The 24,398-nt window shown below is 36.8% G+C and carries 22 protein-coding genes; 15 read left to right on the top strand and 7 right to left on the bottom strand.

Features of this window, described 5'->3' with window-relative positions; all coding sequences use genetic code 11:
* Nucleotides 1–19: 19 nt before the first annotated feature.
* Genes G0028_RS04835 through G0028_RS04845 form a run of 3 tightly spaced genes read left to right on the top strand, consistent with a single transcriptional unit; the run spans nucleotide 20 to nucleotide 2,700 of the window.
* Nucleotides 20–598: a TetR/AcrR family transcriptional regulator gene (locus G0028_RS04835; protein WP_180046041.1), complete on the top strand. Its 579-nt coding sequence runs from the start codon at nucleotides 20–22 to the stop codon at nucleotides 596–598.
* Between the two features lie 5 nt (nucleotides 599–603).
* On the top strand, nucleotides 604–1,794 hold the full coding sequence (locus G0028_RS04840) for an MFS transporter (RefSeq protein WP_373687886.1): 1,191 nt from the start codon (nucleotides 604–606) through the stop codon (nucleotides 1,792–1,794).
* Between the two features lie 12 nt (nucleotides 1,795–1,806).
* Nucleotides 1,807–2,700, top strand: a complete 894-nt coding sequence (locus G0028_RS04845) for a LysR substrate-binding domain-containing protein (protein ID WP_180046037.1) — start codon at nucleotides 1,807–1,809, stop codon at nucleotides 2,698–2,700.
* A gap of 165 nt (nucleotides 2,701–2,865) precedes the next feature.
* Here G0028_RS04845 and G0028_RS04850 read toward each other — a convergent pair whose 3' ends face one another.
* The 3 genes from G0028_RS04850 to G0028_RS04860 all read right to left on the bottom strand — a co-directional run bounded on the left by G0028_RS04850 (nucleotide 2,866) and on the right by G0028_RS04860 (nucleotide 6,143).
* A complete protein-coding gene (locus G0028_RS04850; protein ID WP_180046035.1) occupies nucleotides 2,866–3,702 on the bottom strand; it encodes a hypothetical protein in 837 nt (278 codons plus the stop codon).
* 211 nt (nucleotides 3,703–3,913) lie between these two features.
* Nucleotides 3,914–5,521 carry a bifunctional 3-(3-hydroxy-phenyl)propionate/3-hydroxycinnamic acid hydroxylase gene (locus G0028_RS04855; protein ID WP_180046033.1) on the bottom strand — a complete coding sequence of 536 codons (1,608 nt, stop codon included), beginning with the start codon at nucleotides 5,519–5,521 and terminating at the stop codon, nucleotides 3,914–3,916.
* Nucleotides 5,522–5,912: 391 nt separating this feature from the next.
* On the bottom strand, nucleotides 5,913–6,143 hold the full coding sequence (locus tag G0028_RS04860; protein WP_130073868.1) for a hypothetical protein: 231 nt from the start codon (nucleotides 6,141–6,143) through the stop codon (nucleotides 5,913–5,915).
* 523 nt (nucleotides 6,144–6,666) lie between these two features.
* Here G0028_RS04860 and G0028_RS04865 point away from each other — a divergent pair.
* The 9 genes from G0028_RS04865 to G0028_RS04905 all read left to right on the top strand — a co-directional run bounded on the left by G0028_RS04865 (nucleotide 6,667) and on the right by G0028_RS04905 (nucleotide 15,377).
* A complete protein-coding gene (locus G0028_RS04865; RefSeq protein WP_218946312.1) occupies nucleotides 6,667–7,698 on the top strand; it encodes a CobW family GTP-binding protein in 1,032 nt (343 codons plus the stop codon).
* A 60-nt stretch (nucleotides 7,699–7,758) separates the two neighbouring features.
* On the top strand, nucleotides 7,759–8,289 hold the full coding sequence (locus G0028_RS04870; protein ID WP_130073867.1) for a YaeQ family protein: 531 nt from the start codon (nucleotides 7,759–7,761) through the stop codon (nucleotides 8,287–8,289).
* 60 nt (nucleotides 8,290–8,349) lie between these two features.
* Nucleotides 8,350–8,688 (top strand): FKBP-type peptidyl-prolyl cis-trans isomerase, encoded by a 339-nt coding sequence (locus G0028_RS04875; RefSeq protein ID WP_130073866.1) that lies wholly within the window; start codon nucleotides 8,350–8,352, stop codon nucleotides 8,686–8,688.
* Nucleotides 8,689–9,047: 359 nt separating this feature from the next.
* Nucleotides 9,048–11,036, top strand: coding sequence for a poly-beta-1,6-N-acetyl-D-glucosamine N-deacetylase PgaB (gene pgaB, locus G0028_RS04880; protein ID WP_180046031.1), 1,989 nt, complete (start codon nucleotides 9,048–9,050; stop codon nucleotides 11,034–11,036).
* 10 nt (nucleotides 11,037–11,046) lie between these two features.
* Nucleotides 11,047–12,309 carry a poly-beta-1,6-N-acetyl-D-glucosamine synthase gene (gene pgaC, locus G0028_RS04885; RefSeq protein WP_130073028.1) on the top strand — a complete coding sequence of 421 codons (1,263 nt, stop codon included), beginning with the start codon at nucleotides 11,047–11,049 and terminating at the stop codon, nucleotides 12,307–12,309.
* 24 nt (nucleotides 12,310–12,333) lie between these two features.
* The gene (gene pgaD, locus G0028_RS04890; protein ID WP_130073027.1) at nucleotides 12,334–12,744 is read left to right on the top strand and encodes a poly-beta-1,6-N-acetyl-D-glucosamine biosynthesis protein PgaD; all 411 of its coding nucleotides are present in this window, start codon (nucleotides 12,334–12,336) and stop codon (nucleotides 12,742–12,744) included.
* Nucleotides 12,745–12,841: 97 nt separating this feature from the next.
* Nucleotides 12,842–13,966 carry an acyltransferase family protein gene (locus G0028_RS04895; protein WP_180046029.1) on the top strand — a complete coding sequence of 375 codons (1,125 nt, stop codon included), beginning with the start codon at nucleotides 12,842–12,844 and terminating at the stop codon, nucleotides 13,964–13,966.
* Between the two features lie 261 nt (nucleotides 13,967–14,227).
* The gene (locus G0028_RS04900; protein ID WP_180046027.1) at nucleotides 14,228–14,863 is read left to right on the top strand and encodes a hypothetical protein; all 636 of its coding nucleotides are present in this window, start codon (nucleotides 14,228–14,230) and stop codon (nucleotides 14,861–14,863) included.
* 67 nt (nucleotides 14,864–14,930) lie between these two features.
* Nucleotides 14,931–15,377 (top strand): hypothetical protein, encoded by a 447-nt coding sequence (locus tag G0028_RS04905; protein WP_180046025.1) that lies wholly within the window; start codon nucleotides 14,931–14,933, stop codon nucleotides 15,375–15,377.
* Between the two features lie 137 nt (nucleotides 15,378–15,514).
* On the opposite strand, the gene G0028_RS04910 is transcribed toward G0028_RS04905, so the two are convergent.
* Nucleotides 15,515–16,135: a rhomboid family intramembrane serine protease gene (locus G0028_RS04910; protein WP_180046023.1), complete on the bottom strand. Its 621-nt coding sequence runs from the start codon at nucleotides 16,133–16,135 to the stop codon at nucleotides 15,515–15,517.
* A 163-nt stretch (nucleotides 16,136–16,298) separates the two neighbouring features.
* On the opposite strand from G0028_RS04910, the gene nfuA reads away from it, so the two are divergent.
* Together nfuA and G0028_RS04920 are read left to right on the top strand one after the other, a co-directional pair.
* On the top strand, nucleotides 16,299–16,937 hold the full coding sequence (nfuA, locus tag G0028_RS04915) for a Fe-S biogenesis protein NfuA (protein ID WP_130073022.1): 639 nt from the start codon (nucleotides 16,299–16,301) through the stop codon (nucleotides 16,935–16,937).
* A gap of 286 nt (nucleotides 16,938–17,223) precedes the next feature.
* Nucleotides 17,224–19,296, top strand: coding sequence for a TonB-dependent receptor domain-containing protein (locus G0028_RS04920; protein ID WP_180046021.1), 2,073 nt, complete (start codon nucleotides 17,224–17,226; stop codon nucleotides 19,294–19,296).
* Nucleotides 19,297–19,321: 25 nt separating this feature from the next.
* Here the strand turns inward: G0028_RS04920 and G0028_RS04925 are convergent, their stop codons facing one another.
* The gene (locus G0028_RS04925; RefSeq protein ID WP_174493117.1) at nucleotides 19,322–20,332 is read right to left on the bottom strand and encodes a hypothetical protein; all 1,011 of its coding nucleotides are present in this window, start codon (nucleotides 20,330–20,332) and stop codon (nucleotides 19,322–19,324) included.
* A gap of 13 nt (nucleotides 20,333–20,345) precedes the next feature.
* Entirely contained in the window at nucleotides 20,346–21,377 is a 1,032-nt protein-coding gene (locus G0028_RS04930) for an alpha/beta fold hydrolase (RefSeq protein ID WP_180046019.1), read from the bottom strand.
* Between the two features lie 326 nt (nucleotides 21,378–21,703).
* Here G0028_RS04930 and G0028_RS04935 point away from each other — a divergent pair, with 326 nt between their 5' ends.
* The gene (locus G0028_RS04935) at nucleotides 21,704–22,318 is read left to right on the top strand and encodes a carbonic anhydrase (protein WP_130073018.1); all 615 of its coding nucleotides are present in this window, start codon (nucleotides 21,704–21,706) and stop codon (nucleotides 22,316–22,318) included.
* 82 nt (nucleotides 22,319–22,400) lie between these two features.
* Here G0028_RS04935 and G0028_RS04940 read toward each other — a convergent pair whose 3' ends face one another.
* Entirely contained in the window at nucleotides 22,401–23,870 is a 1,470-nt protein-coding gene (locus G0028_RS04940; protein WP_180046017.1) for a long-chain fatty acid transporter, read from the bottom strand.
* Nucleotides 23,871–24,398 lie beyond the last annotated feature (528 nt).

Raw genomic sequence — 24,398 nt, forward strand, 5'->3', positions numbered from 1 at the left:
CGTATCGTTTGGTGCAGGGATGATGGATATTGAAAAAACCGCCCGCCGTAAACAATGTATTTTGGATGCAGTGGTGGAAGCTTTAGAAGAGCATGATTATCGTAAATTCACGATTGAGGATGTGGCTTTGCGTTCAGGTGTTGCTAAGTCAACGATTTATCGTTGGTGGAAACACAAGTCCGATTTAGTTTTTGAAGCCTTTAAAGCCTATACCGCTTCGATTTTTGACATGGATTTCTCACAAAGTCTACAATTCAATTTAGAGCAACAATTACTAAAATTAGCTAAAGCCTTAGATCATCAAGTCGGACGTGCTTTATTGGTGGTCATGGCGGAAAATCGAGAAGCAGCAGGTGAGTTTTTTCAGCAGTATTTATTGCCTAGACGAGAAGAAACACGAAAGCTGATTCAGTTGGCAATTCAACGGGGTGAAATTTGTGAACATTATCCATTTGAACTGATGCTTGATAGTATTTATGCTCCGATTCATTATCAAATTATTTTCTTTAATAAAATGCCTGATGCTGCCTATATTCATGATTTGGTCGCATTGGCTTTAGCACCTATTCAAACAATAAAAACACAGGTGAAAGTATGAATCGCATGGTTGCAATACAGCCTGAAAAACTGTGGAATAGAAACTTTATTTTATGCATTTTTAATAATTTATTCTTGTTCACTTACTATTTTGCATTTTTAACCATTTTACCTGTTTATATTTTAAAGTCTTTGGGGGGCTCTGTTCAGCAAGCTGGTTTAGCCCTGACATTATTTTTAGTGTCTTCTATTGCGATTCGTCCATTTTCAGGCTTAATCATTGAAAAAATAGGGGAAAAAATCGCCTTTCGAGGTTCTGAATTATTATTCGTGCTTTGTGCTTTTACGTATTTGTTTGCAGATAATTTATGGATCTTATTGGTTGTTCGCTTTATTCATGGGATTTGGTTTAGTGTTCTCACGACAGTCGCCGTGCCGATTGCCAATGAATTTATTCCTGAACAACGTAAAGGTGAGGGCATGGGCTATTATGTGATGTCAACCAATTTGGCTGTGGTATTTGGTCCATTGATTGCTTTAACTGTTTTGCAATATGCTGATTTTATAACGGTTTTTCAGGTCTTGACTGCAATTATTTGTGTTGGTTTTATTTTCTGTTTAATGATTCCTTTAGCATCAAACTCTGCTGTTAAAAACCAAAAAACAACGCTTCAAACGCGTGTGCAGTTTTCAGATATTATTGAGCAACGTGCTGTACCTATCGGTTGTGTGGCGTTACTGGTTGCATTTTCTTATTCAAGTATTATGAGTTTTATTACTGCCTATGCGGAAATGCAAAATTTACTGCAATATGTCAGCTTATTTTTTATTATTTTTGCGTTGGCGATGATTATTGTACGCCCTTGGGTTGGGAAAATTTACGATCGTAAAGGGGCGAGTGCTGTGATTTATCCATCTTTTGTATTTTTTGCCATCGGTTTAGTGATTGTCAGTTTTGTACATTCACAATGGATTTTGTGGCTAGCAGCAGTTTTTATTGGTATCGGTTATGGTTCATTATTTCCATGTTTTCAAACAGTTGCCATTCAAGCTGTACCTAAAGAGCGAATGGGGTATTCGATTTCAACTTTTTTCACTTTGTTTGATTTTGGTATGGCAGTTGGTTCAGTGGTTATGGGCTTGATCATTGCTTACTTGGGTTATCAATTCACATATCTTTTTTGTGCAGTGATTGTGCTCATGACCATGTTGTTATACAAAATGAGCGTTGCATCAAAACTAATTTCGGCAAAATAGAAGGCTAAACCTATGGAATTACGTCATTTACGCTATTTTGTAGCAGTGGCAGAGGAATTAAATTTTACGAAAGCTGCACAAAGGATGTTTACAGTTCAGCCTTCTTTAAGTCAACAAATCAAAGACTTAGAGCAAGAGGTTGGTGTGCAACTGTTGATTCGTTCCAACCGAAAAGTGGAGCTCACTGAGGAAGGGCGGGCATTTCTAAAAGAAGCATTGCTCAGTTTGGAACATGCGGAAAAGGCAATTTTTGATGCACGTCAGATTGCTAAAATTCATAAAGATCAACTGAATATTGGCTTCGTTCCTGTGGCGGAAATGAAAGTTTTTCCGTATATCATGCCCAATATTCGGGCGCATTTTCCTGATATTAAAATTGATTTTCATAGTTTGACTGATTCTGATCAGTTTAAAGCATTGCGTAAAGGGGAAATTGACATTGCTTTCACACGTTATCTTGGAGATGACGAGGAGTTTGAAAGTATGCAGGTTTTTCAAGAACCTTTGACTCTGATTATTCCTAAAGATTCACCTTTTGCACAACAAAAGCATGTCGGGATTAAGTCATTTAATCAGCAAGATTTTGTCATTAGTGATGAAGATGCATCGCCACAACTGCATAAAATTATTCAGGATTTTTTCAAGCAATCAAAATTGAATGTCAATGTGGTACAGAAGTCGACCAATATTCTACTCAATGTCAATCTGGTGGGGATGGGCGTGGGGTGGAGTTTGGTTCCTGCCTATGTGATTCCCTTATTGGGTGATAAGATCGTGGTGAAAAATACGCTTGAGCCGTTGCCGATGATTGGTTTATATGCAAGTTATCGTAAAGATCAAAAGAATGAAGCCATTGATTTAATTTTAAAAATTTTAAAAGAGCAATTTTATATGGAGATGTTTTGACGGGTGCCATGGTGAGTTTAGTTTTAATGATGGAAATGAGTTCAAACCATGTTCAAAACGGATGTTAAACCTAACTCAGTCAAATGTAGCTTGCTTGCAAGCTGTATCAGTCATTAGGCAGCACTTGGCGATTTAATAGCCGCCAAGTGAAACCTGAAAATTTGCTTATTGATCTTTTAATTTCTGATAGCTTTCTTCTGACAATGTTTCGACAGACCAATGCGGTGTTGCATCATTATTCATTAAACTAAATTGATAAAATTTATGTGGATAGTCATTGGAATAGTTTTCGGTATTTGAAAGATAGTCTGACTGCACAATAAATTTTGTGTTTTCTAGCCATGTTGCAGCAGAGAAGCCAATATTATTTTCACTCTGAAACTGTGGAATGGTTTTAACTGCTTCAAAAATGAGTTGAGGATTATGCTGGTCATCAAGCTGGTAAATATTGAGCTCATTGTCAGTATAACCCGCTTCTAAGTCACTATTAATGCTCAGCATGTATTTATAATCTGGACTAAATGTGGGTAGACCTGACAGACTGGTTTCACGACCTGTTTTTAAATTGAGCACGCTATAACTTGAGCCTTCATAATATTGAATATGTAGAAGTAAAGAATCAATCGCCGGATATTCATTGACCACAGTATAAGCACAGACTTCACAGTAGTCAGGATGATCTTCTTTGCCTCGACTTGGCATATATTTTTTAATTGTGCCATCAAAAAATTGAATACTAATACCATCACCAATTTTTTGGATTAAATCAGGATATTTAGAACGAAGTTGCTCTTGTGCATAAGCATAACATTGTAGGGAGTCTTGAGGACATAAAGGTCCTGCCTCATCACTACGCATAAAGCGTGTGCTATCGAAAGTATTTTTTGAAGGTTGTAGTGAAATACTTGCTTCCGTTTGGTTTGATGAGGCATTTTGTTCGGGTATGGCTTTTGAACAGGCTATGAGTGTGGAAATAAATGCAATTAAAATAATTTTTTTCATAAGAATAAAAGGCTTAATTTGAATGATGATATTATGCTTAAATTTAGCATTCAATACAGCTTTTTTATTTACAGAAGTCTGTTGAGGTGAAAAATGAATAACGTCAATGTGTAAAACAAAAATGAAATACAGAGGAAGGGATGAATTACATTAAAAGAATCACCATGTTTGAAACATGGTGATTCTTGCACATGATCAAAATATTGCTGTGTTATTTCGCATGGAGTTTGCTAAATAACTGCTGACTGACCGTATTCATGGTTTGCGGAATTGCTAAAGCTGCAACAAAGCGGTCAGGACGTAAAATGACGATTGCTTGATCTGTCTTGCCGAACCACGAACGAATCTCAGTACCGATATCACCAATGGTAATCACACCATCATGGATTTTACGTTTTTCATTGCCCAACTGAACGGCAGGTAATACTTGGATGAATTTAACCCCTAACGCTTGCCATTTTTTCATATTGGCTTCGTTGATACCCCATTTCGGATCTACACCCCAAGCAATTACGGCAAAGTCATTGCCAATCACTTCATCAAGTAAAACGGTTTGACCATTTTCAAGTTGAATCTGTGGTTGGATAAACATTTTGCCTACAGGTGAGTCTTTATGACCATCTACAAGTAAAGCACCGTCATGATACTTAGGCATTGGTTTAAAACGCATTTCCAATAGGTATTGTTTAATTGGTTTAATGTAATTCAATGCGTAGGCAATACCATCACGGACAAAGCCCTGCCATTTTTTTGGTGGAGCAAGGACATGACCAGCCATGACAGAAAGATCGATCATGGCTTTGGCATGGTCTTTACGTTCGACTTGGTAAGAGTCTAATAAATCAGGCGTTGCTTTACCTTGCACAACTAAAGCTATTTTCCAAGCTAAGTTAAAGGCATCACGCATACCACTGTTATAGCCTTGACCTTGCCATACAGGCATGATGTGTGCTGCATCACCCGCAAGTAAAATACGGTCTACACGGAATTTATCTGCGATACGTGCATTATGGGTATAGACACGCTGACGAATCACTTCGATCCCATCGGTCGTAGGTAATACTTTAGACAATAATTTGGCAATATTTTCAGGTTTACTGAGTTCTTCTTGAGTTTCACCCGGCATCACCATGAATTCAAAACGGCGGATACCATGAGGTAATGCTGCAGACACATAAGGACGTACAGGGTCACAACACAAATAGATGTGTGGTGTTGCCAATGGGTCATTTTCAATGTCGATGACAATCCATTGATTTGGTGCTGTTTTACCATCAAAACCAATATTTAGAGTACGACGTACAATTGAGTTACCGCCATCACATGCAATCAAGTATTGCGCATGAATAACTTCTTTGTCGCCATCTTTGTTTTGGATGTTTAAGGTTACACCGTTGGCATCTTGGCTAAACTCATTCAACTGACAAGAAAATAGAACTTGTGTTCCTTCGTATTGTTTTAAACCTTGTAGTAATACGCTGTCGACTTGTGGTTGAATAAATGCATTACGACGAGAGAAACCAAACTCACGGGTCAATGGTTGAATATCCGCAAAACAGCGACCTTTCGGTGTAAGAAAGCGCATCGCATGGTTCGGTGTAGTATGAGGTAATACTTGATCTACCAAACCCAGTGATTGAATGGTACGCAAAGATTCATCATCGATCCCAATGGCACGAGGGTAATCAATCAGACTGTCGAGCTGTTCAACCACAGTGACTTTTACGCCCTGTTTACTTAAGTAGTTAGCAATGGTTAAACCCACAGGACCTGCACCTAAAATAGCCACTTCAGTGCTGTAGTCAATCTTTGAACGCATAGCGATGGTTCCATTCAAATCACAATATGGGGCTATTAATGACTGAAATATAGATATAAGCCTAGCTATGCCATAGTGGAAAGCTAGTCGAATAAAGTGCAGTAGATAATCTTTATTTTTATTTAAGTGTATGAAAATAATAAATAAAATTATAAATTTGGTATAGGTGTATTAAATCTAATGATTATAAATATCTATGATGAAGCATGTGGATCATTTTAAATCATAAGCATTGATCAAGGTACATCGATTAAAATATTGGCAGAAAATGATGAGTGAGAACAATACTAAAATACTTAAGTACAAAAAAACCAGATCGCAGCTTGATCTGGTTTTTTTAAAGCTAAGCGGACTTAACTTAAATTGTTATCTTGAGGGAGATCAACACATTTTATTGGTTTGCTTGTGGAGCAGCAGGTACTGAACCTTCAACAGCACTTTCAGTTGCTGGCTGTTCAGATGATGGTTGTGCAGCAGCAGACGCATCTTCAGTTGTTGCACCTTCTTGTGTTGATACAATGACTTTTTCAGCTTCATCAGCCGCTTTTTCGGTAGCAGCAAAAGAAGCAGTTGCAGCAGTGAGAGCAAAAGTTGTTGCAAGTAGTGTTTTAACGAGTTTCATTTTCGGCATCCTTATTCATTTAAAAATAACTCCCAAGATTTTTACATTGTCGAGTAGATTGAGTAAGTGACAACAATCATTGGGAACGAAAATTATGCTAAGTGCTGAATGAAATTTAGGCAACCTTCTAAACAAAGGAAAACAGTTTGGGTTACGAAGCAGACATAAATCGCTAACTTTTGTGTACTTCATGTGAAAAATAATGCATTTTTTGCCCTTAAAATGTATGTAAATATGACAAGTTGCTTAAAATATCGTCTAAAAAATTACTTAGCTTTAACAAAATGTCCCTGATTTCTGCCATATTCAATAGGTTTTAGGAAAACTAATAACACAAAATAAGCTGTTGATATGTATTTAAAAGATATAAAAATAAAGCATTTAGCGCATGATATATAAGATTCAAACAATTATTTTATGATAAAAAATATTGACTTAGCACGAAGAGATGGTTTTTAAAATATTCAGCGATGAATCTATACACGATACACTCTACACTAAGCTTGAAAATGAAATTTTATGCATGATTGAGTATGCTTCTGTGAAAATTATGACGACTGTCACAGTCAAAACCCACATTATTTCTGGTTTTTTGGGTGCAGGAAAAACCACTTTGTTACAGGCATTATTGGCACAAAAGCCTGAACATGAAACATGGGCAATTCTGATGAATGAATTTGGGGAAATTGGGATTGATCAACAATTATTACCCAATGCACAAGGCTATGAAGTCAAAGAACTCCTTGGTGGCTGTTTGTGTTGTACGAGTCAATTACCCATGCAAATTGCATTATCACGGTTGATTCAAGAAAAAAAGCCTGACCGTTTATTTATTGAACCTACAGGCTTGGGGCATCCTGCGCAGCTTATTGAACAGTTGACTGAACCCCATTGGCAGTCACAAGTGAATATGCGGGCTTTGCTTACCGTGATTGATGGCTCACGTTTACACGATACCGATTGGATTTCACAGGATTTGTATCAAGATCAGCTCAAAGCAGCGCAAATTGTGTTGGTGTCCCATACAAACAGTATGTCTGAGGTTGATCAGCGTGTATTGAGCGATCTAAAAGATGAATATTTGACTGGCATCCAAACGTGGATCATGGCAGAGCAGGGCAATATTCAAATTGAACAAATAGATATACCCCACCGAGGCATTCAACGTAAAATTATGCCATTGATTCATATACAAAAAAATTTTTCAGTTGATGAAACTTTGCCTGAAATCAAACAATTTCCATATCACTATGTTGAATCTTCCAATGGCTATACTGTTGCAGGCTGGAAATTTTCCAAACGTTGGCAGTTCGATTTTTATGATCTATTAGATGTACTGTGTGAGCAAGAAAATTGGTTACGGATTAAGGGTATTTTTAATACCAATCAAGGTTGGATGACCTTTAACTTTAATCCTGAGCAACTCAACTATAAGTCAGGTGCAGAAAATATTGATAATCGAATAGAAGTCATTACGCAACATGATCGGGATTGGGCAAGTTTGGAAAGTGCGATTTTGCACTGTCGCATAGATTCAGCCGAAAAAACGCAGTAAAGGTTATTAAAATCTTATAGACTAGCGCCATAGTTGAAAACTTGAATTTTTGGATTTTTCATGGCGTTAAAAGCAACGATTTATAAGGCAGATTTGAATATTGCCAATATGGATGTACATCAATATGGTGATTATCAACTGACCATGGCTTTGCATCCTTCAGAAACCATTGAACGTCTCATGGTGCGTGTGTTGGCATATGCGCGTTTTGCCGATGAAGGTTTAGAATTTACCAAAGATTTATTTGAAACGGATGAACCGGCACTGTGGGAAAAAGACCTGACAGGGCAGTTGGTACAATGGATCGAAGTGGGCTTGCCTGATGAAGATAAAGTCAAAAAAGCGGCTGCACGTTGTAAAAATGTGGCTGTAGTGGCGTATGGTTCAGCTGTTGCCGAATGGTACAAACGCAGTTCAAAATTAAAAACATTGTCTAATGTACATGTTTGGCAGTTGTCTGAAGCAACCACTGAGGCAATTCAACACCTTTGCCAACGTACCATGCAATTACAGCTCAATGTAATGGATGGTGAATGGACCTTAATTGGTGACACTGCCCAAGCTGTGATTGAGTGGACACAGTTGCAGTAATCTTCGTTATATCAAACGAATATAGAGATTGAATCAAACATTTAAATGCGGAGCAAAGTAATGACAGCTGAGTTAGAGATTATCGATTTAGTGGTGGGTGAAGGTAAAGAAGCGGTAAAAGGTGCTTTAATTACCACACATTATACGGGCTGGTTAGAAGATGGAACCAAGTTTGACTCTTCACTTGATCGTGGTAACTATTTTGAAACTGTGATCGGTACGGGGCGTGTGATCAAGGGGTGGGATCAAGGAATCATGGGAATGAAAGTGGGCGGTAAGCGTAAATTGATCGTGCCGTCACATTTGGCATATGGCGAACGTAAAATGGGTAATATCATTCCTGCAAACTCAAACTTGATTTTTGAAATTGAATTATATGATGTCAAAACACGTGACTAAGCGTGTGATTGGTATTGCAGTTCATAAAAACTCTAAGCATCGCTTGGAGTTTTTTTATTAGGTGCGAAGAAAATTGAGCATGTTGAAAACAAGTAAGCAAATCGTAAAAATTGTGAGCTTTATAGTGGTTAAGTGTAGGACATAATCTGCAAATAAAACAAAACTTTCATTTTAATATTCATTTCAGAATTATATTTTATAAAATATCCCATGAAGAATGTTTGCTTGACCTCTGCTTCAATCGCTTAAATGTTGTTGCTATACGAATAAAGTAGAAAAGTAATGATATCTCAAGGTTTTAAATGTTGAATATAATTATTTTCAAGTAAATATCTATAAAATCAATGAGCTGGAAATTTATGTTGAATCGTTTTTCTAAACCCATCGTTGCATGTTTGACCCTGTTGGCTGCTTCTATGAGTGCCGTTACCCATGCGGGCATGCATACACCTGATCGAAATTTACTGACGATCATTGGTTATCATGAAATTACCGATCATGAACGTGCATTGATTCCACAATATGCGATTAAATCTACACAATTTGCCGAGCAGATTCAGTCATTAAAGAAAGATGGCTTCCACTTTATCAGCGTAGACCAGTTGATTAAAGCCAATCAAGGTTCATATAAATTACCGAAAAAGCCGTTATTACTGACCGTCGATGATGGTTACCAAAGCTTTTATAAATATGCTTATCCAATTGTGAAAGAAAAACGGGTTCCTGTGGTATTGTCTGTTGTAGGCTCGTGGATTGAGACGCAAGGTCAGCAAGTCAGTTTTGGTGATCAAAAAATTCCACGCAGTGATATTTTGACGTGGGCTGAGTTAAAAGAAATGCAAGACAGTGGTTATGTTGAGATTGGTAACCACAGTTATGATTTGCACCGTGGCATATTGGGCAATCCTCAAGGAAATTCTGAACCTGCTGCAACGACACGGTTGTATTCTCCAGAAAGCAAAAGTTATGAGTCTGATCAAGCTTATGCAACACGAATTTATACCGATCTAAAGAAAAACAATGAAGTTTTACAAAAACATGGTATTCGTAGTCCTCGGGTGATGGTGTGGCCTTATGGACAGTACAACATGAAAACAGTCGAAATTGCGAAGCAATTGGGTATGCCAATCACCATTACGTTGGATGATGGGGGGAATAATGTGAAGCAGTCCCTCAGCCATTTGAATCGGATTTTGGTCGAAAGTGATACCACTCGTGCAGATTTATTAGCAGATATTAAAACCCGTGAAATGGGTTTAAATGATAATAATCGCGCACAAAAAATTATGCATGTCGATTTAGACTATTTGTACGATCCTGATCCAGCACAAGAAGAAAAAAATATCGGACTCTTGCTTGATCGTATTCAAGCCATGAAAGTCAACACAGTGTACTTACAAGCTTTTTCTGATCCAGATGCAGATGGTTCAGCAGATATGGTATATTTCCCGAATCGCTATTTACCGATGCGTGCAGATTTGTTTAATCGGGTCGCATGGCAAATTCAGTCCCGTACTCAAGTGAACCGTTTATATGCATGGATGCCGCTTTTGGCGTGGCAATTACCTGAAAATAATCCGGTATCTAAGCATTTGGTGGTGACGCAACAAGCGAAAACATCTGATCATTTAAATATGGGCTACCATCGTTTGTCGCCATATTCACCTCAAGCGCGTGAAGTGATTCGTGGAATTTATGAAGATTTGGCGAAGTCGTCCAATTTTAACGGTATCTTGTTCCATGACGATACCACACTGTCAGATTATGAAGACAGCAGTGATTATGCGCTGAGTGCATATAAGGCTGCGGGGATTTCAACTGACCTAGAGGCTATACGTCAAGATGAAGCACAATTGCAAAAATGGACAGCATTTAAGACCAAAACGATTGATGATTTTGCTATGCAGTTGGCAGATGAAATCCGTTATTACCATCCTTATTTAGTGACAGCACGTAATCTTTATGCTCAAGTGGCTTTAAATGCATACTCAGAAAATTGGTATGCGCAGTCTTTAGAACAGTCACTTAAACGTTATGATTTTACCGCCATTATGGCAATGCCTTATATGGAGCAGGCTGAAGATAAAGAGAAATTTTTTAACGACCTTGTCAAACGGGTGAAGTCTTATCCACAGGGTTTGAAGAAAACTGTCTTTGAGTTACAAGCGACGAATTGGAGAAATAATCAGCCAGTTCCAGCACAAGAGATGGCAGATACGATAAAATCGTTATATCAGCAGGGTGCAATGCACATTGCCTATTATCCTGATGATCCTTTCAAAAATCATCCAGACCCAAAAATTATGCGAGATACCTTTGGTTTAAAAACCAATCGTCTTGTTCCTTGATAGTATTTATATGAAATTTTTACAGCATTTTTGGCATATGGCTTTGGATTTTGTGTTTTTCTATCCATTATTCATGTCGTATCTTTGGATGATTGGCGCTGTGATTTTCTTCCGTAAAGAGAAGAAAGAACCTGCTTATGATCAACCAAATCCTCTGCCCACTTATCCTAAAGTGGCAGTGCTTGTCCCTTGCTTTAATGAAGGTGACAATGCAGAAGAAACTTTAAGTCATGCGCTTCAGTTAAATTACCCACATTTTGAGGTGATTGCCATTAATGATGGAAGTTCAGACAATACTGCACAAGTCTTGGATGCTTTGGCAGCCAAATATGAAAAGTTACGTGTGGTACATTTGGCACAAAATCAAGGCAAAGCGATGGCATTGCAAGCGGGTAGCTTGCTCACAGATGCAGAATATTTGATTGGGATTGATGGCGATGCGTTATTAGACCCCCATGCTGCGATGTGGATGGTACGTCATTTCTTAGCAGACAACTCTGTTGCTGCTGTTACAGGTAATCCAAGAATTCGTACCCGTTCCACTTTACTTGGGCGTATCCAAGTCGGTGAGTTTTCTTCGATTGTGGGTTTGATTAAACGCGCGCAGCGTAGCTTTGGACGCTTGTTTACGGTCTCAGGCGTAATCACTGCTTTTCGTAAAAGTGCGGTGCATGATGTGGGTTATTGGTCACCAAATGCTTTAACCGAAGATATCGATATTACATGGAAATTGCAACGTGCAGGGTGGAATATCCATTTTGAACCCAATGCTTTGGTTTGGATCTTAATGCCTGAAACTCTAACAGGCTTATGGAAACAACGTTTGCGTTGGGCAATGGGTGGTGCACAGGTATTGATTAAAAATATCGATGTTGTTTTTAAGCCTAAACTGAATTATTTGTGGCCACTGATTTTAGAGTTGGTATTAACCTTAGTTTGGTCGTATCTCATGCTTGCTGTTGCTGTGATTTGGTTACTGCATTTTATTTTCCCAATCTCAGGTCTGAGTCAGACAGCAAGCTCACCATTTTTACCTTATGGCAGTGGAATTCTTTTAGGTTTAAGCTGTTTACTTCAGTTTGCTTTAAGCAAATGGATGGATAGTAGGTATGAACCAAATTTGCTCAAAAATTATTATTGGATGATTTGGTATCCCTTTGTTTTTTGGTTAATTACATTAACAGCAAGCATTATCGCATTTCCGAAAGTTTTGCTCCGTGGTAGTGGCAAGCGTGCACGTTGGATCAGTCCAGATCGTGGGATGCGTTCTTAATGGTCTTGGTAGAGTATTGATAAAATGAAATCAGATTTGATTATTGACTTACGTCAACAGTTACCTTGGCATAAACGCTATTTGTCCAACACGTCAACAGCGATGCTTTGGGCGGTATGGTTATTTTTATGGCGTCCATTATTGTTGCTGCTGGGTGTGATTGGGATTCAGAAACCACATTTTGTGCACAATATTATGGCTGCTTTTTCAGTGATCTTGCAGCATGGTCTGATTGCGCTGATGGTCTGTGCACTCAGTTTATTACTTTGGAATCGTTTTATTCCTGCAAAAACACCGCAGCAAGCGAAACAAAAATCGTTGTCTGATTATGCTGAACATTTTGCGCTAAAAGGGCAAGACATTGAGGTCGGTCGACAACAAAAAGTTACGACAGTGCATCATGACGTAAATGGAAATATTATTTCTATTCAATAATATTCAAAGAAAAAATCCCACATCCAGTGGGATTTTTTATGATGCAAGGACGATGTAGTGCAATGAATGCAAAGCTAATAGTTATGAGTATGACCACGTGCAAAAAATAAATTCGGCTGAAAGTATTCGTGGCTTGGCGTGTTTGGCGGTGGTTTTTTCGCATTTAAGTTTGAGTTTTATTCCTTATTTACATCGGTTTGATGTCAATGATATTGCGAATAATTCATTCATCTATGCCATTCATCATTCACCTTTTGCCTTTTGGTATTCAGGTACAGCGGCTGTGTTTATCTTTTTTGTGCTCAGTGGTTATGTATTGAGTTATGCACTGTGTAAATCGCCTGAACTGATTTTATCTAAACTTAAAAATATGTGTATTAAACGTTATCCACGTTTAATGATTCCCGCATTGATTTCCTGTGTAATCATTTGGGCGGTATTTAATAGTATTAAAATTGATAGTCACCATGTCGGTGGGTGGTTACAAGCCTATGTCACACAAGATTTTTCAATTAAAACAGCAATCTATGAAGGAACAATAGGTTCTTTTCTATTTGCAGAAAGTAGCATTAATTGGGTGCTGTGGACAATGACCATTGAGCTATTTGGCTCATTTGCCTTATTTTTTTTAATTTATATTAAACAGCTACATACATCTCTTTTTATCATCGCTTCTGTTGTTTTGGCAGCTTTAGCATATTGGTGGCGAGGTGAAGGTTTCTGTATGGGCATTGCCAGTTTTATTATTGGTATGTATTTTTATTTTTATGGTCGTCAAATTCCGCTGTTCATTGCGAGTATTTTATTGATTTTGGGGCTATATTTGGCAGGTGCACATAATACGAGTGCTTCTTATGCGTGGATCTATCAGCAAATCGGCGAAAGAACCTATGAATATAGCAATTTCTTTGCGGGTATCTTGATTGTTTATAGTATTTTAATGAATCCTAAATTATCGAAAGTTTTAGATCAACCTATACTGATCTGGCTCGGTAAAGTTTCATTTTCTGTGTATTTACTGCATTTGGTGTTGATGTATTTGGTGTGTATTCCGTTGTTCAATCTATTTTTAAATTGGCATTGGAGTTATTTAAATGCAGTGATGTGTGCATCGATATTGTACATCGCTGTGACCTTATGGATGGCTGAATTTTATAGCCGCTATGTTGACCAATTGGCAATGCAGAGTAGCCAAAAGCTCGCTCAATTCATTTTAAAATAGAACGGTTTTCTAGGCTTAGGATGTTTTTATTTACAACATTTAAGTTTGCTGCTGAATGGGTTTAGAGTTGATGGATTGTTCACGCATAACTTTCACCTGATAACGTCAACTCACTAGATAAATGTACCAATTAGCGCTGTTAAAGTCATTTTTTCGGGGGATGTAATGTTATGTCTTAAACGTTGATATTTGGCTTTAGAAAAGGGAGAAAACTATTTTATAATTCAGTGAATGCTATAAATATTAAATCAAAGACCTAAAATGAAAAATTATATTCTCAGTTGTATCTTGTTCATCTGTAGCGCTACACAGGCAGATTCAAATCATACATTTGCTGCATTGCCATATAGTTCTCAAATTAATCACGAATGTACACAAGATGACAGCGAGGTATTTGAGCCTAAAACATATCATTTAAATGTTGGAAAAGTCACATTAAAAACATATTCTTGCCATATAGAAAAAGCGCATCATTCACAATATTATTCAAGTTATGGGCTAAAGCTCGATTCAGGCAAACAGTTTTTTTTGAATGATCAAGCTGTGGATGCGATCGGCTATGTTGGCATCACAGCACAACAAGTTGATGCTTCGACCGTTGTTTTTGACAATATGTATGAACGGGGCGGTGATTTAGTCTTACTGTGGTTTACAGATGCACAACATCTCTATTCGGCTAAAATTCCTTATATGACTTCAGATGAGGGCAGTGTCACCGTGACTGCACAAGGTCAAAATATTATTTTACAAAAGAAAATATACCTTGGTGATGATCAAAAAGGTCTCGCTAAATATAAAAATATCGGTCAAAGTATTGTAATTAAAAAAGAAAATAATAAAGGGCTTGTCTATCAATCAGGTAATATGAAAAGCTTTCAGTACGATGCATTTAAATAAAATTATAAATAAATGTGCATGTACTTTATATTGAAATGACATAAAAATAATTTAGAGGTACTTAAACATGAAATTGCTGTTGATTTTGATCATTGTCTGTGTGGTGATCTTTTGGCTGTATCGTATGATTGCTGCACAGCATATTTCAAAATTCAAACCCGCAACATTTAAACCTTTTAAAGATGCTGTGCAACCGAAGCTAGACCAAATTAAAGTTGAACCCATGGCATATAATGATGAAGAGCAATTGTTATTTGATGATGTGGCAAAATTATTTTTTGAACAGCAACGACACGTCGTATGCCTTGAACAAGCAGAAAATATTCAGCAGCAATATTTAAATAAAATGCCCGCTAAAACCCACAGTCAAATTGGTGAGTTTGATTTAGGCGAATGGTGTATTTATTGGAATTATCGACAGCAGTCCTTAGAATATTATGTGGGTAAATATGGCATTTTTTATACCCATGTTGATCGTTTTGGTATTGAGCATCGCAATGAAATGAAGATCTAAAGTAAACATCTGAGCCTATATTTTGTGAGTATCTGGTTCGGCATTTGCAGTCTTTATTTTTATCATGCTTAAATTTGACTGAAAATGCCTGTTTTTTAGATCAATTTTCTTCTACTAAGTTTATGTTGACATCATAATTAAAAAGGAAATTGCATCAACTGATTGAAAAAATGAGGAATAACTTTAGGCTCAATCATGATGGTCATAATCACACCGTACGCTGCTCCCCATAGATGGGCACTGTGATTGATATTCGAATTGCCTTTTTTACCTGACCAAATACTATAAGCCACATACAGCACTGCAAAAATAATCGCGGGTACAGGAATAAAAAAGACGAAGATCAGCTTCCACGGTTGAAATAAAATATAAGCAAACAGCACCGCAGACACAGCACCTGAAGCGCCAAGACTTGCCCATCGACTGTCATTTTTATGTTTTAAATAACTCGGTAAAATCGCAAAGATCAATGCACCCAAATAAAATAATACAAAGCCTAAATCATAAAGATATTGTCGATAAAAACTTTCAATAATGCTGCCAAAAAAGAATAAGGTAAACATGTTAAATAATAAATGCATACCATCGGCATGGATAAAACCATGCGTAATAAAGCGGTCATATTGCGCTTTTTGCTGAATCGCAGGCGGCCAAAAAATAAGACGATCCATCACAGCACGTTGTGAAAAAGCAATCAGGGAAATCATAACGGTAATCAAAATGATGGTAATCGTATGATTAAAAGGTAAATGCAGCATAAGTATTCACTAAACAAAGTTAGAGGATTAATTTAACAACAATCATGACATTAAATGATAAAAAATCATGTTGTTTTTCATCAATTCCGACAATTTTAGTTGATTTTTATTTATTCGTCCTCATCTTCAGTTAAAATACCGACTTCAGCTTGAGGATAGAGTTATGTCGACTGAGAACACCAATACTGCAGTTGCAGAAGAACTTCCAAATTTATTGATTACGCCAACTGCACAAGAGTATTTGAAAGAATTATTGGAAAAACAAAATACTCCAGGAATTGGCGTTCGTGTATTTGTAGAAAATGCAGGCACGCCACGTGCTGAATGTTGTATGGCATATAGCGCACCTGAAGAAGTGATTCCAACCGATTATCGTCAAGAATATGCGGAATTTCCTGCATTTATTGATACACCATCGATTCCTTATTTAAAAGATGCTGTCATTGACTACAATAAAGACCGCTTTGGTGGACAACTGACATTCCGTGCACCAAACTCTAAAGTGCCACGTGTTGGACCAGATGCTTCTATTGAAGAGCGCATTACTTATGTACTACAAGCTGAAATTAATCCAGGCTTAGCAGGGCATGGTGGTAACTGTGCTTTGGTTGAAGTGGTTGAAGATGAAGAACACGGTTTAACGGCTGTATTGAAGTTTGGTGGTGGTTGCCAAGGATGTTCAGCAATTGATGTGACTTTAAAACAAGGTGTGGAAACTACACTGAAAGAGCATATTCCTGAATTGGCACGTGTCGTGGATCAAACTGACCATAGCCAAGCAGATGGTGCATATTTCAAATAATTTTGTTTGAAAATATTTTAAAAAAGCTTCTCAAATCGAGAAGCTTTTTTTATACGTGATTATTTTTATATGGATGAGTTTTTTATTTTGGACATTAAAAAACTTAAATGAATATTAAAAAATAGAAGATATTGTTTAAATTTAAAGCAGATAAACAAGATTTTAATAAAGTTAATAGGAATTGTTATCATTATTATTGTAATTTAAGTTATTATTGTTACACTTCTTCACGAAAACTGCACTTTTTATTCTCTTTTTGTATTTGAACCATTCTGGAATACCTTTTATGTCAAACCGTATTATCCAATCTGCGCTCTCTATATCGGTACTCTCGCTGATGACAGGGCAAGTCTATGCAAATAGTTCACAAGAAAATTCCAGTGAAGTTCAGGCTAAAAATTCAGAACCTGTGCAATTAGAAACGGTGGTTTTAACGGCTTCTGGCTATAAACAAGATAAAACAAAAGCACCAGCCTCTATGACGGTCATTACACGTAAAGAATTAGAAAATCGACAATATAGTGATATTACAGATGTACTCAGAAATACCCCAGGGGTTGTAATTTCAGGTGCAGGTTCAGCACAAACGGTCAGTATTCGTGGTATGGGCTCAAGTTATACTTTATTTTTGGTCAACGGAAAGCGCCAATTTTCTAAAGATGTGAACCCAAATGGCGATGATTATGGTTTTGAAAAAAACATTTTACCGCCAATTGCTGAAATTGAACGTATTGAAGTCATTCGTGGTCCTGCATCTACTTTATATGGTACAGACGCTATGGGTGGTGTGGTAAATATCATTACCAAAAAGGTCAGTACAGATTGGTCAGGAACAGCAGAATTAGGTGCTGTGCTACAAGATCATCACCAATCGGGCGACATTAAAAATGGTTCTGCATATTTATCAGGTCCGCTTATTGCCAATAAATTAGGCATGCAATTAGGCTTAAGTAAGTCGAAACGTGATGAAGATCGTTATGTTGGCGGCTTTAGAAGTACTGACGTTGAAAGCTTAAATTCAAGATTTACATATTTACTCAATGACATTCATGATCTTGAATTTGAAGCAAATTTCATGAAACAAGAGTCTGAGTCAACTGCGGGTAAAACCATTGTAAGTACAGGTGCAGATTCTTATGGACGTAATTATCGCCAAGTCTATGGCTTAACTCATAATGGTCATTATGGCGATAATTTAAGTAGTCATTCTTATATTCAATATGAAAATTCAAAAAATCCAGATCGTAGTAACAGTTCAACTGGTTTAAGTGGGATTGAACTGGAAACTTGGTTGGCAAATAGTCAGTGGCATTGGAAATTAAACGACCATAACCTCATTGGTGGCTTATATTTTAAAAATGAATCTTTAGTCGATAAAGCGACCAATCAAAATGCAAATATGCCTGTAACAGAGTTAGAGCGTTGGGCATTCGCCGTATTTGCTGAAGATACTTGGGCGTTGACTGACACATTTAATTTGACCACAGGTTTGCGTTATGATCATGATGAAAATTATGATGGTAATTTTTCGCCACGCTTATATGGTGTTTACACCCCTACAGAGGCTTGGACATTTAAAGGTGGAGTGTCAACAGGGTATAAACAACCTGACCTAAAACAGTCTTCGAGTGATGTGCATTCTGTCACAGGTAAAGGCAGTGCCTTTATTATGGGAAATGATGATTTAAAACCAGAAAAATCTGTCAGTTATGAGTTTGGTACAGCATGGCAAGGCGATCAGTCAAAAGCTTCTGTGACGGCATTTTATACTGAATTTAAAGATAAAATTACCGAAATTCGAGACTGTTCTTCGCCAAATGGCAGTAATACAAATGCAGCGACTTGGGCATGTAAAGACCCATTTGGTCGTTTAGATGCTGCAACGGGTGATGTTCGTTTATGGAACTTCATTAGTTCACGTATCAATGTTGATGAAGCAACCATGCAAGGTGTGGAAGCGACATTTGACACTGAACTTGCCGATGGTGTGAATTTAAGTACAAACTATACTTATACTGAAACAGAGCAAAAGTCTGGCGATTTAAAAGGGCAGCCTTTAAATCAAGTGCCTAAGCATATGTTTAATGCGACAGTTGATTATACTATTAATGATGCTTTAGACATTTGGACACGTTTACATCATCGTAGCGAAACGTCGTCATATTTAGGTCGAGCTTCTATGTCAGCACCGACACCTGCATATCAATTTTTAGATGTTGGTTTTAATTATCAATTTACAGCAAACTTAAAAGGTAAATTTGGTATTTATAATATTTTAGATGAAAAAGCTGAAGATGCTGATGGTGATCAAGTTCTGGATGGTCGTCGTTATGGAATTAGCTTTTTAGCAAAATTCTAACAACATGATAAAAAGAGAAAGGCGCTTAAGCGCCTTTTTCAATATTTAAAATCGCTAAAGTTTCATCTGCATAATAAAACTTTTCTAAATAAAGACGCGCACGAGTTTTTAAATGCTCAGAAGAAATCATTTTTTGAATGACAGGTTCGAGTAATGCTTGAAGTTGATTCTCAATCAAGGCTTCATCAATATTTAAATCACGTAGCAATAAATCAACAGGGCGCTCTGCATTACGCACATACCAAGCAAAAACACCATCATGAACTTGTTGCTGTAAATATTCAGTCTGGCGCAGATGCTCCCAAATTTCATGTCCCATACCGACTGTATTGGGTAAATCATTCACTTCTACATAATGACGCATGACATTTAAAGGCTGCTTCTTGATCTTATGCCATAAATTTGCTTGGAAATGATAGAGCGTATCATCATCAAAATGCTGATTAATCACTTGTTCGCTTAACTGACTAATCTTAATAATATTTTTTTGTAAATAATGCTTTACGGTATCATCTAAATTGGTATCAGTCACAGATTCCAAAACAGATTTGCCCATTTTCATAAAGCGCCCAACCCCAGGGACTTTTTTAGTCATCACAGAATTATCCATATAGTCTTGGATTGAATGATGAATCAGTTGGGTGAGCATCATTGAAAATGCAGGATTATTGACAACTTTATGAATCAATGCTTTACGATGAGAGGACTTACTTGCCACATACTGGGCGATTTTATCAATCGTTGTGACAGGAATAATATCTTCGATACAGGTTTGATCATTGCTTGGATGGATCAGTGCAAAACGAATATGTTCAGCAATTTGCTCAATCAAAAAATCACTGGCTGGAGTTGCTAAAATTTGCTTTTGCAACAATTGATTAATTTGTTCAAAACGCCAAATGTTTTGTAATGGTTGCTTGCGAAACCAAAGATAAAATTCTTTAAATTCAATTTGAATACGATCTACTTGTGTAAATTCTTGATCTAAAAATGCCAATTGAGCATCGATCAATTGTTCAATCATAGGGTGACTCATAGCACTGCCTTATTTATAAAATTTTCGGATCATTCAAAGCACTCTTTTGTGCTTGAACTTTATCTAAAAAAGACAGATAAGCATCAACTACTTTATCAGGTGCTTCTAATAAGGGCATATGACCCACGCGATCTAAAATGATCGGCGTTTGGCTATGTTTAATCATAGATTTGAGTTCTTGAGCAACTTCAACATTGACAATTTGGTCTTGTTTGCCCCACATGATTAAGGTAGGTGCTTCAATATTTCTCACCATCGTGGCAAATGAACTTGTCGTATAGAGCTTGTTTAAAGCATCAATTTGATCGATCACCTTTTTGGTATCTTGTGCTTTTGAAATCAGCATTTTTTCACGTTCATTATTGATCATGCTTGGCGTAAAAGGTGGGTTATACATCACTTTTTTCATGACAAAATTTAGATCACCTGCTTGTGTGACTAATAATTGTTTTAGATAAATCGGATTTTTTAAATAATTGGTATTGTTGCTTTTAAATACACCACCCGAGCTGAGTAAAAACAAACTTTGAGTATCAAAAGAGTATTGTGATGCATAGAACATTGCAATTGAGCCACCTAGAGAGTGTCCAACGACATTTAAATTATTTTGAATACGAGCTGCTTCAATAAAACGGCGCAGTTGTTCTGTAACATTTGGAACAGAAATATCAAAATTTGTTGGAACTTGAGTGCTGCCTGCAAAAGGTAAGTCCGGCATTATCACATGATAATGACGAGTTAACTCGTGTGCGACATCATTCCAAGTATCGCGACTATTACCCAAACCATGAATCAGTAAAATTGTCGGTTTGCTACGGTCACCGCCCTCACTATATGACCAAACCACATCACCTACACGTAAAGTTTTACTCGATACCCCTGCCCAAGCTCGCTCTTCTTGTAATACTTTTTGGTAATCTATTGCTTCATGCGCTGCTGCATAACTTGTACTGAGTCCTACACTAGATAAAGCAAAATTCATACTACTTGCAATGAGTGCTACACTAAAAAATTTGAAAACTTTTTTTGAGGGCGTTTGTGGCATGTATAGGATTCCTTCTAAACAATTCACCATTATATAAAGCAAATGCAATTTTTTGATGACCTAGTTTTCTTAAAATGTAGGTATATTTTGCATAAAACGTTGGTTATTATTGGTTTTTGTTTATTAAATAAACTTTTTTGAGTTTGAAAATGTCTACTTATTGATATTATCTCTACATTGTGTAGATTAATTAAACAATAAGGAGAAATTTGAATGAAAAAATAACATTTAACTTAAATTGTAACAGAGTTTATTTTTAGTCAGTGACAATCAAAATTGACAGTATTAAAATTAACTTTATCTTCACCCAATGGAACTGATGACACATGCTAACTGCTCAAGAAGCTTTAGAAAGATTGAAACAGGGTAATGAACGCTTTGCACACGGTGAAACAAACCATAATAAGTTTTTAACACATCAACAGCGCACAGAGATGGTAGGTAGTCAGGAACCTTTTGCCATTATTTTAGGATGTTCAGATTCACGTGTTCCTGCGGAGATGGTTTTTGACCAAGGTTTTGGTGATTTATTTGTAATTCGTGTTGCAGGAAATATTGTTGCACCATCACAAGTAGGTAGTGTGGAGTTTGCTGCAGAAAGTTTTGGTTGTCCTTTGGTCATTGTGCTTGGACATAGCCATTGTGGTGCAATTCATTCAACGATAGAAGCACTTAAAAATCCGAATACACCACCTTCTGCAAACCTCATGTCGATTGTGAATCGTGTACGTCCTTCTGTTGAAATTTTGATGCAAACTGAATTAAAAGATGACCTTGAAAAGTTATCTATGCATGCCGTGAAATCAAATGTATTTGCTTCTGTAAATCAGTTAAGACATGGTTCAGCAGTGCTTGAAAGTCTGATCGCAAAAGGGAAGTTAAAAGTTGTTGGCGCAGAATATTCACTTGAAACAGGTGAAGTTTTATTTTATGACTTTTGAGTTTAGAAATTCTTTAAGTCTATTCTGAGCGTCGAAATAAAAAATCCCACAATGATGTGGGATTTTCTATAGAGTTAAGTTCTTAGAATTTATAACCTAATTTTAAACCATAAGCGATGGCATTGTTATCTGAGAATTCAGCAACATAATCGCTACCGCCTGCTTGAGCACCTGTTTGCGCTTTAGCATCGCCTAACCAGAAATATTTTACACCACCAGCGATAAAGGTTGCAGGTGTAGGACTATATTGAACACCTAGACCCACATTCCAATAGCCTTCTGTTGGACCAAGTGTAGAGACAGGGTCTCCTGCACCTGAGTCCCAACCTACAGAGACATTACCTGCCCATTTGTCATTGAGTTTACGACCTACACCTGCGTTAACAGACCATTGATCATCAGAATATTCAACAAGGTTAAAGCCATTTGGACGATTGACTAAACTACCAATTGCTTCAGAAACTTTACCAAACTTATAAGGTTGAATAGAGAAATCTTTCCAATTCACCCAACGAATATTAGCAAAAGCAACGGTATCTGTCATGATGCCTGTTTGTAAATCTAAATTGACTGATTGTGGTGTGGTAATTTTAGTCTTACCATCAGATTTCATGGCAGCGATTTGTTCTTTTGTTACTCCTAAACCTGCTAAAACTGCAGGATTACGATCAAAAGCACTTTCCACTGAAAGTGTTTCAACAGCATTTACATCATGGTCGATTTCTGAACGATAGGTAACCGAAGCTTTTAAGGCAATTTCAGGAATTTGATATGCAGCACCCGCTAACCAACCTACACCACCTGTTTGCTTGATAGATGCATCATAACCATTATAAAGACTATATGCTGTACCACGTAGGCTTACATTACCTTTAATGGTTTGGTAAGCAGCACCACCATAAAGGTTGATATTTTTAGTAGGTTGGAAACCAAAAACTAAGGATAAGTTTTGAGTATCAACTTCAACTTGAGTACTACCTGTACCTAGATTTGCATTTGCATCAGCTAAACCTTTTGCCAAAGCAACAAGAGGTTTACTTGCTTCTGCTAATACAGCTTGTGTTGCATCAGCTTGGCTTAAGCCTTGTTGCATTAAACCACCAATTGCTTGTTTCGCTGCATCAGATTGCATATAGGCTTGTACTTTTGCTTTTCCTGCAGCAGCCAAAGCATCTAATTTATTTTGAGGTAGTACAGTATCTACTCCTGGATTTGAAACGAAAATATTACTTCCATGATATTTCGCATCTGCACCAAAAGGTTGATCATATAAAAGACCAAAAGAAATATTGTCTGTAAGTTGAAGTTTCAACGCTGCAGATGGAAAATAATAATCCTCACCCATATCTTCAATATCACGGCGTGTTTCACTTGTTCCAGCCTCACGTCCCTCAACCGTTGGGTCTAAAACAGAAATACCAGCTTCAAAATAGTTATTAGGCTGTAAAAAAGCAGACATCGATTGACCAGATCGATCTAATGCTGCAGCAAAAACACTTGTTGCAGGTACTGTTGCAAATAAAATTGCAGTTGTTAACGTTTTTAATTTCATTTTAGTTTTTCCCTAGCCATAAAATGAATGGTTTGAAGCATTTGTAAACAAAACTTAGAATATTTGTAATTTACAAATAGTGTTTGAAATTTACTTCTTTTTACAAAATAACATATAAAAAATAAGAGTAAATACTCTAGGAATTGAAAAAGTGAAAAAAGTGTAAACGGTATAGTTTATTATTTGTGCTTTAAAAAAATAATTTAATATATATCAATTTCTTATACTTGTTATTTGGCTTTGCGATGAATGTAAAGTTGAATGTTTTAATGATGAAAAATCGGACTTTTAAAAAATCAACTCAATTTTGAATATCGGTGAACTGTAAAATTATTGGAATAAAAATCAAGTCTATTTTTGGATTTTATACTGATATTAATAAAAGCTATAATTGACCAAAATGATAGATTGTTGATCCTGTTAACAATTTCATGATGTTGTACTGACTGATTTTGATCAGGATGTGCATATAAACTTGCTATAAAAATAGCAGAAAAATTTTTAGGATATAACAATGCATAAAGTTGG

The organism is Acinetobacter piscicola, from assembly GCF_015218165.1.
GTDB classification, from domain to species: domain Bacteria; phylum Pseudomonadota; class Gammaproteobacteria; order Pseudomonadales; family Moraxellaceae; genus Acinetobacter; species Acinetobacter piscicola_A.